We start from the raw sequence: 6,450 nt of genomic DNA on the forward strand, positions 1-6,450 counted from the left end.
ATCTAAAATCCTTTCTGCAGTTTTTCTTTTATAAAATTCTTTATTCGCTGACCTTTCGGTAATTCTTCTCTAAAGAATCCCTTGTGGAATGATCTCCCTGCTGCTTTTTATAAGTCCCGTGTTGGGTTTTCTGAAATTATTACATTCCGTCAGGTCCGCCTGTTCGCATCCAGCGCCCTGTTGACCCGCACGGAAGCACGAGGCCGGTGGAGGTGACCGGAAGTCCGATTTCCGAAGATTCAATCTTTCCCCCGCGGTCTGCCAGTGCGACAGAAAGCATATAGGTGAGTACGGAGGGCGCCAGGCCGGTTGTATAGGAATTGATCAGACAGAAAATTGCATCGTCGCTCAGGAGCTTTGCGCAGAGCTCAAGAAATGGATAGATATTTTCCTCCATCTTCCAGATCTCTCCTTTCGGGCCTCTTCCGTACGAGGGGGGATCCATAATGATCCCGTCATAATGATGGCCTCTCCGGATCTCCCGTTCGATGAACTTCGTACAATCATCCACGAGCCAGCGGATCGGGCGGCCTGACAGACCGGATGATTCCGCGTTTTCCCTTGCCCATGTCACCATTCCTTTGGAAGCGTCAACGTGTGTGACCTGCGCACCGGCTGCCGCTGCCGAAAGTGTTGCGCCTCCGGTATAGGCAAAGAGATTCAGGATACGGACCGGTCTTGTCATCCCGGTCTCAGGATCCAGGTCACCGGAATTTTCGCGCCGTTTTATTTCATCTCTTATCTTTGCCGAGCACCAATCCCAGTTAACTGCCTGCTCCGGAAACAGTCCTGTATGCTTAAAACTGAACGGCTTGAGATTAAAGGTGAGACTGCGATAGTGGATCTGCCATTGTTTCGGAAGATCGAAGAACTCCCATTCGCCACCGCCCCGGGTGCTTCTATGATAATGTCCGTTGCACTTTCTCCAGCCGCGCGCCTTTTTTTCTGTATTCCAGATGACCTGGGGATCCGGACGGATCAGAAGATAATCACCCCATCGTTCCAGTTTTTCACCGGATGAGGTATCCAGTACTTCATAATCGTTCCAGTTATCTGCTAACCACATTTTTATAACCTCACATATTAGAAATGTATCAGAATGGGCTTATTATACGTTATTTCATTTATTAATTCAATGTATAACCCTACGTATAAGATCAACGGTAAGGGCGAAACGGTAAAAGCACCGGAAAGATCAAGTAAGGGCGAAACGGTAAAATCACCGGTCAAAAAACAACATTGATTTTGACATCGGGTTGTGTTATAGTAGACGTTGTAGTTGATGCAGGTGTAGTTCATCGGTAGAACACCAGCTTCCCAAGCTGGGGAGGCGGGTTCGATTCCCGTCACTTGCTTTTGAAAGCCCCTGAGACCTTTGTTCATTTCATGGTTTCAGGGGCTTCGTCTGTTATTGTGTTATGGAAGCGGGGCGAACTTCCGGGCTCAGATGTTTCGTCATCGAAGATCACCGCGTCCGAAAGCGTATCAAGTATCTGAAGGAGTATTTCGCGTCCGAAGGCGCATCGGATACGGGTCGTGTGCACAATGAAAAAGCGGATTTCTGAAAGCCCCGATTCATAAACGAATCGTCTGCATAGACGCAGACAGCAGAGTCTGATACTCTTTCACCAGATGATAAAATGTACCTTTGCGTACCCCTGCTTCTTTCATGAATTCGACGGCAGTGATCCTTTTCGCTGTCCACTTCGGGTATAGTTCATACCAGTTTTCAGGGAAGCTGATCTTTTTTCTCCCTCCCTTAGCGTTGGAACCGGATCGAATCTCGAATGCAGGATCATTCATCAGATCTTCAAAGACATTGATCAGCGTCTTCAATGCGATTGTGTTTGTCATGCTGTCGATCTGACAGGTGACGGGATATCGGGCAATGGCGAGCGTGACGTGATGACGCAGCATCCATTTCAGTTCTTTCAGAATCTCTGCTTTGTTCCTTCCGAAATTGCTGACGGTTGAGGTGATCACCAGTCCCTTTTCTGCGGAAAGATTCTGCTTCATCATCCGGTAAGCCAGATTATCTCTTTCGGAGTCCCGGTAAAGATCATAGGAGTCATAGATTCCGCCGCAGATCCGTCGAATCAGATCTCCGTCTGTTGTTTCATCGCCGTAATTATATACACAAACCGCCATATATATTGCTCCCTCAATTCCGGTGCTCTTCTGCTGTCTCGACTCGTCTCTTGTTCAAGATTACCACAAATCTAAAAAATCTGAAATATGATCCTGTTTTCTTTTTTCATATATCGTCATCGATGTTTCGGTGAATAGCCGGTCTGATCGTTGATATGGTGAACTACTTGGCAAGAAGCTGCCAGGCAGCTCACCATGCCAGGTTTCATTTACGCGAACAGTGAGCCGCAGCCGAATGCGAAGTATTCGTGTGCGGCGAGCGTCGCGATAGCGAGATAAAACTCGCACAGCGTGTTTTATCTCGTTGTGAACAATTTATGAAATTGGTTATGCACCTTGACAGTTCGTCGAATATCAGATATTATTTAGGCACCTAATTAAAAGAAACCAAAACAATGTGTCCTCCAAGTGGGGCACCACATAGTGTATAAGCTACGGATTGCTCCGTGCTTCGCACTCTCGCGATCCTGAAAGAGGGAATATAATATGAATAATCAGATTAATGCAGATACAAATACAATATTAAGAAACCAAGATGTGGCAGATACCATCCCGGATGCTAATGTTTGCAGCGGATGCGGAAAACACTGTTCTCTAAAGAATCCGTCCTGTGGGAAGGGAGCGGCACTCGCCCGGGAGCGCGGAATAACAGTGAGTGGGGACGAGACCGGATTTTCCGGTCGCCCGAGCCAATCTGTGCATTCCGCCCGTACCGGTCATCCCGGTCAGTCCCGCCATTTCGATTCTTCTGGCCGTACCGGTCATCCCGGCCATTTCAGCCATCTTGATCGCTCCGGTCATTTTGACCACGAAGGGTCAGATGGCAGAGATGGTCACAAGAATTATCACAGACATTCCCGTCACGAGAATTATGATTTCGAGAACTGTGAGGATCTTGATCTTCTCTTTCGAAGCTGCGCGCATATGCTTCACCACAAGGAACAGCGAAGCGGTTCGCGGGAGCAGATTCTGACATATCTCATGGAGAATGGCAGTGCTTTTCAGAAAGATATTCAGGAAGAGCTTCGGGTTCAGCCTGGATCGGTTTCAGAGCTTCTGTCGAAACTTGAGAAGAATGATTTGATTGTCAGAAAAAAAAGCAGGTTGGATAAACGTGCTGTCATTATCAGTCTTACCCAAAAAGGAGCAGCGGAGACGAAGGTACGGCTGCAGAAAGAAGAGAATTCTCCGTTTGATGTGCTGACTGACGAGGAACAGGAGACACTTCGAACTATTCTCAGAAAGTTATTGTCCCCTGAAGGCTGAAAATGTATCGTAAAGGCAGCCTCGGCATGGTTCTCTTTTCTGATATTATCGGGTATAATAAAAAAGAAAAACAATCAGGTTATAAATTTCAGACGACAAGCCTCTCTTCAGTATGTTCGAACGGTTGAAAGCGGAAACGATGATAAGATCCGTGTGCTATGAACCCGCACGGCCGTGTGAAAACAGTCAGGTCGGGCAATCTGAGCAGGTATCGGAGGATTCAATGGATTTAGATGAAGCAATTGATCTGCTGATAAAGAATAAATACCTGTTTTGGGTATCGGAAAACCATACTGACAGTGAATTCAGTATCATCAGATATAAGGTTCTGCGTGGAGAACATCGCGGTATGATTCAGATTCATTACCGCTCGGGAAAGGTATTTATGATAGATGCTGACGCGGAAATGATGGAAAAAAATTCGGACCTTTCCGGGATCAGTCGTAATCTGTCCGGATGCGGCAGGACCATTAAAGATGAACTCCTTCGTGAGCTTTTTATTCAGGGAAACGTGATGGAGTTTCTTGCCAGAGTTCTGAGCGGTTCATCTGAGGATGAAAGCGTCGGCGAAAAAATGGTTATCCGTTCGATCCCGAAATATGATCGCGAAGTTGTGGACCGCTTTATCAGGTACCTTGAGGAAAACCCTGATGATAGTTCCAATATCCGGGAACTGGCACAGCAATTCGCGATGAGTGCCGGCAAATTGCAGAATCTCTTCCACTATTACACCGGTATCACAGTTAAGGATTACCGTGACAGGGTTCGAATTGAAAAAGCCATTCATCTGCTGAGAGAGACCGATCTTCCGCTCTTTGCCATTGCAAAAGAAGTCGGTTTTCGCAATTCCAGCAGCTTCAGTGTTTTTTTTAAGAATAATACAGGAAAAACCCCCGGGGAAATACGCACAGCGGCTGCATATCAGTGATATGCAGCCGCTGTTCATGCCTGTGCATGTTGAAAAACAAATTCAAATAGTTATTCCGGCTGCCAGAAGGTTGCCGTGACAGATGTCCAGTCATCGTTACAGGTGTACATGATGATACCTCCTGCATTGATATTGCTTGCGCTTCTGCCGTCGGCGGTAACGAGATCATAGCCTGTATTTGTCGCCTGATCTGTTTCTGTGCAGATATAGGTGGTGATTGTCCCATCGGTGTTCTTGATATAAGCTTCCGTTCCCGGCGCCACGGATTTGATGGCGTCAAACCCCTGAAAATTGTGATCGCCAATCCATACTTCATCAGAATTGGAGAAGACCATGTATGCTGCACTGTCTTCTGCGTCACAGATGGCCTGGGCTGCCTCGTCTCCGGTATTGTCATCGACATAATTCAACGCGACATTGACGCCTGCCGATGGGATGAACAGACGTCCGACATTCCCTGTTGTGCCATTGAAAGAATACTCGATTTCATCCGCGTTGTAATAATTTCCGTCAATCCATCCGGTCTGCATTACGCCGTCTTCATTAAAATAATAATTTTCACCGTCAATGGAAGCATTTCCGGTTGTAAGAGTACCGTCCGAGCCAAGGTAATAGGTACTGCCGTTTTCGGAATACCATCCGGTCACCTCATTTCCTGCTGCGTCAAAACGGTAGGTGTGACCATCGATGACTTCCCAGGAATTCGAGACGGGTATATTCTCAATAAAATATTTTCCATCGGACCATCCGTTCAGGTAAACGGGTTCTTCTGCTTCTGAAGAATAACTGGTTTGTGATCCGGTTGCGGCAGAGGTAATGGTTTTGGCAGTCTTCATGTCAGAACTGGTGCGGTCAGCGGAAGATGCAGTTGCCATTGTTTCTGGAGAAGATGTCTCCTGTATGGCCTGAGCAGCGGATGCTCTTGCCGGGGCTTGTGCCTGAAATGCTGCAGCTGCGCTGCCTGCGATGATGGTTCCTGAAATGATTCCGATTAATAATTTTGATGCTGCCATCTGAATCTGCCTTTCTTGTGTTTCGGGTTACCCTGCTGCTTTTAATGTGTGTGGCGAAGGCCGATCAATATGAGAACGGGTGGGCAGGACCACAGCTCGTATCTCGATTTGCGCAGTGGTATCGCAGTGCTTGTTCTGCCTTGTTCAGCGGTAGCTCCGATTATATTTTGCTTTGCTCCTGTCCAGTATAGATTGTATCGCTGTTGTTACAAGAGGCCTGGAGTTTTTATGTTTGAATTCGAAAGAACCTGATTTAAATTCAAAAGATAAATAGACGGATTCGAAATAAAAATGAACAGATTCAAAAAAGCAGAAAGTGGTATTCCGGTCCCTGCGTCCCTGTGATACTATGAGACAGGAGGCTCTCTGGAAGACGCCTTCATAGGACAGATAAATGATTTTTATTAGGGAAAGAAGGATGGGAATGAGAAAAATAGACGAATCCGTTTTTCAGGCGGACGGCAGCCGTATTGTCGGCGAAGTTGAGATCGGGAAAGACTCGGGAGTATGGTATAATGCAGTGATTCGCGGCGTCCCTTCCCAGATTAAGATTGGTGAGAGAACAAATGTGCAGGACAATGTAGTTATTCACGGTGATCCGGAGTGCCCGGTTGAAATCGGAGATAATGTTACGATCGGACATTCTGCGATCGTGCACGGGTGCACGGTCCGTGACAATACACTGATCGGAATGGGAGCAATTATTCTGAACAGAGCAGTGATCGGAAGTAACTGTATCATTGGCGCCGGGGCTCTTGTAACGCAGGGATGTGTGATACCGGATAATTCGCTTGCATTCGGAAGTCCGGCGAGAGTAATCCGCATGCTGACGGATGAGGAAATCGAGGGAAATCGTATCAGCGCACAGCATTATGTGGATTTTGCAAAAAAAATGATGTGACCGGTCTTTGTGATGTAAAAGAAATGTATCGATATGTACATAGCTCCATGCCGGCAAATCGGTTGAAGACTTTTCACACAGCATTATCGAGTAGGAGAAAGTCTCCAGTGGAGACTTTCGTCCTCTCACACCACCGTGCGTACCGTTCGGTACACGGCGGTTCATAAGTTTTCAGCTACTTTCAAATACTGGGA

General features: G+C 46.9%; 6 protein-coding genes and 1 tRNA gene. 4 read left to right on the forward strand and 3 right to left on the reverse strand.

The genetic code is table 11. The features are described 5' to 3' along the window. Positions 1 to 139 precede the first annotated feature (139 nt). Positions 140 to 1,066, reverse strand: coding sequence for a class I SAM-dependent methyltransferase (locus ACTQZS_RS12720; RefSeq protein ID WP_441476138.1), 927 nt, complete (start codon positions 1,064 to 1,066; stop codon positions 140 to 142). Positions 1,067 to 1,284: 218 nt separating this feature from the next. On the opposite strand from ACTQZS_RS12720, the gene ACTQZS_RS12725 reads away from it, so the two are divergent. Continuing rightward, a tRNA-Gly gene (locus tag ACTQZS_RS12725) sits at positions 1,285 to 1,355 on the forward strand. Positions 1,356 to 1,575: 220 nt separating this feature from the next. Here ACTQZS_RS12725 and ACTQZS_RS12730 read toward each other — a convergent pair. Then, on the reverse strand, positions 1,576 to 2,148 hold the full coding sequence (locus ACTQZS_RS12730) for a hypothetical protein (protein WP_441476139.1): 573 nt from the start codon (positions 2,146 to 2,148) through the stop codon (positions 1,576 to 1,578). A 486-nt stretch (positions 2,149 to 2,634) separates the two neighbouring features. On the opposite strand from ACTQZS_RS12730, the gene ACTQZS_RS12735 reads away from it, so the two are divergent. Beyond that, entirely contained in the window at positions 2,635 to 3,414 is a 780-nt protein-coding gene (locus tag ACTQZS_RS12735) for a MarR family winged helix-turn-helix transcriptional regulator (RefSeq protein WP_441476140.1), read from the forward strand. A 223-nt stretch (positions 3,415 to 3,637) separates the two neighbouring features. Beyond that, positions 3,638 to 4,342 carry a helix-turn-helix domain-containing protein gene (locus tag ACTQZS_RS12740; RefSeq protein WP_441476141.1) on the forward strand — a complete coding sequence of 235 codons (705 nt, stop codon included), beginning with the start codon at positions 3,638 to 3,640 and terminating at the stop codon, positions 4,340 to 4,342. A gap of 50 nt (positions 4,343 to 4,392) precedes the next feature. On the opposite strand, the gene ACTQZS_RS12745 is transcribed toward ACTQZS_RS12740, so the two are convergent. Then, positions 4,393 to 5,355 carry an N-acetylmuramoyl-L-alanine amidase family protein gene (locus ACTQZS_RS12745; protein ID WP_441476142.1) on the reverse strand — a complete coding sequence of 321 codons (963 nt, stop codon included), beginning with the start codon at positions 5,353 to 5,355 and terminating at the stop codon, positions 4,393 to 4,395. A gap of 424 nt (positions 5,356 to 5,779) precedes the next feature. On the opposite strand from ACTQZS_RS12745, the gene ACTQZS_RS12750 reads away from it, so the two are divergent. Then, the gene (locus ACTQZS_RS12750; RefSeq protein WP_441476143.1) at positions 5,780 to 6,256 is read left to right on the forward strand and encodes a gamma carbonic anhydrase family protein; all 477 of its coding nucleotides are present in this window, start codon (positions 5,780 to 5,782) and stop codon (positions 6,254 to 6,256) included. Positions 6,257 to 6,450 lie beyond the last annotated feature (194 nt).

The organism is Bilifractor sp. LCP19S3_H10, assembly GCF_052119185.1.
GTDB lineage: Bacteria > Bacillota > Clostridia > Lachnospirales > Lachnospiraceae > Bilifractor.